The sequence below is a fragment of the Vibrio sp. M260118 genome (assembly GCF_036533755.1).
Classification (GTDB): domain Bacteria; phylum Pseudomonadota; class Gammaproteobacteria; order Enterobacterales; family Vibrionaceae; genus Vibrio.
On the sequence record NZ_JATABG010000584.1, the window covers coordinates 1 to 1329 of the forward strand.

Sequence of the window (1329 nt, forward strand, 5' to 3'; positions counted from 1 at the left end):
AGCAGAACATCAACAAGCTTGCTCGCGTTCAAGAACAGCTCGAGCATTCAGGCGCATGGCGCTTTGAAGACCGAATTAAAAATGTACTCGCAGCGCTTAAGCTTGATGGACATACTAAGCTGACAGACCTTTCTGGCGGTTGGCAACGTAAAGCGGCACTAGCAAGAGCGTTGGTTCGCGACCCTGATGTGCTACTTCTTGATGAGCCTACTAACCACCTTGACGTCACAACGATTGAGTGGCTAGAGAACTTTCTCAAAGATTTCCGTGGTTCAATTATCTTTATCTCTCACGATCGGGCGTTTATTAAGTCAATGGCAACACGCATTGTCGATCTTGATCGCGGTAAACTGGCGTCTTTCCCGGGTAATTATGATAACTACCTAGTTGAGAAAGAGGAGATGCTGCGAGTCGAAGAGATGCAGAACGCAGAGTTCGATAAAAAGCTTGCTCAAGAAGAGGTGTGGATTCGTCAAGGCATTAAAGCACGTCGTACTCGTAACGAGGGGCGTGTGCGAGCGCTTAAGAAGCTGCGTGAAGAGCGTAGTGAGCGCAGAGAAGTTCAGGGTAAGGCAAACATTCAGATCGATGACGCATCGCGCTCAGGCAAGATCGTCTTCGAAGCAAATAGCATTAACTATGAGATTGAAGGTAAGTCTATCGTTAAGGACTTTTCGTTCAATATCATGCGTGGTGATCGTATCGCACTGATCGGTCCTAATGGCTGTGGTAAGAGTACCTTGCTTAAACTCCTTCTCGACGAGCTCCAGCCCCAATCCGGCAAGCTACATTGTGGCACTAAGCTAGAAGTGGCCTATTTTGACCAGTACCGTGAAGTACTGGATCCAGAGAAGTCGGTTATTGATAACCTTGCAGATGGTAAGCAAGAGGTGATGGTTGGTGGCAGGCAGCGTCATGCACTCAGTTACTTGCAAGACTTTCTGTTTGCTCCGAAACGCGCTCGCACGCCAGTTAAAGCGCTATCTGGTGGTGAGAAAAATCGCTTATTGCTGGCCAGAATCTTCCTTAGATCAAACAACTTATTGGTGCTTGATGAACCAACTAACGATCTTGATATCGAAACTTTGGAACTTTTGGAAGATTTACTTGCCAATTATCAGGGTACGCTTTTACTTGTCAGCCACGATCGTCAGTTTGTTGATAACACAGTAACCACAAGCTGGATCTTTGAAGGTGAGGGCGTTATCGAGGAATTTGTTGGTGGTTATCACGACGCTCAGCAGCAGCGTGCGCAAACTCTAAAGGCACGAGCGGTTGAAAAACCAACAAAAATCGCTAAACAGGTTGAGGAAACTCCCAAAACGGCTG

At 47.0% G+C, this 1329-nt stretch carries 1 protein-coding gene; it reads left to right on the forward strand.

The features are described 5' to 3' along the window. The coding region (locus QTO00_RS19775) for an ATP-binding cassette domain-containing protein (protein ID WP_331426268.1) at positions 1-1329 on the forward strand (1329 nt) is incomplete at both ends.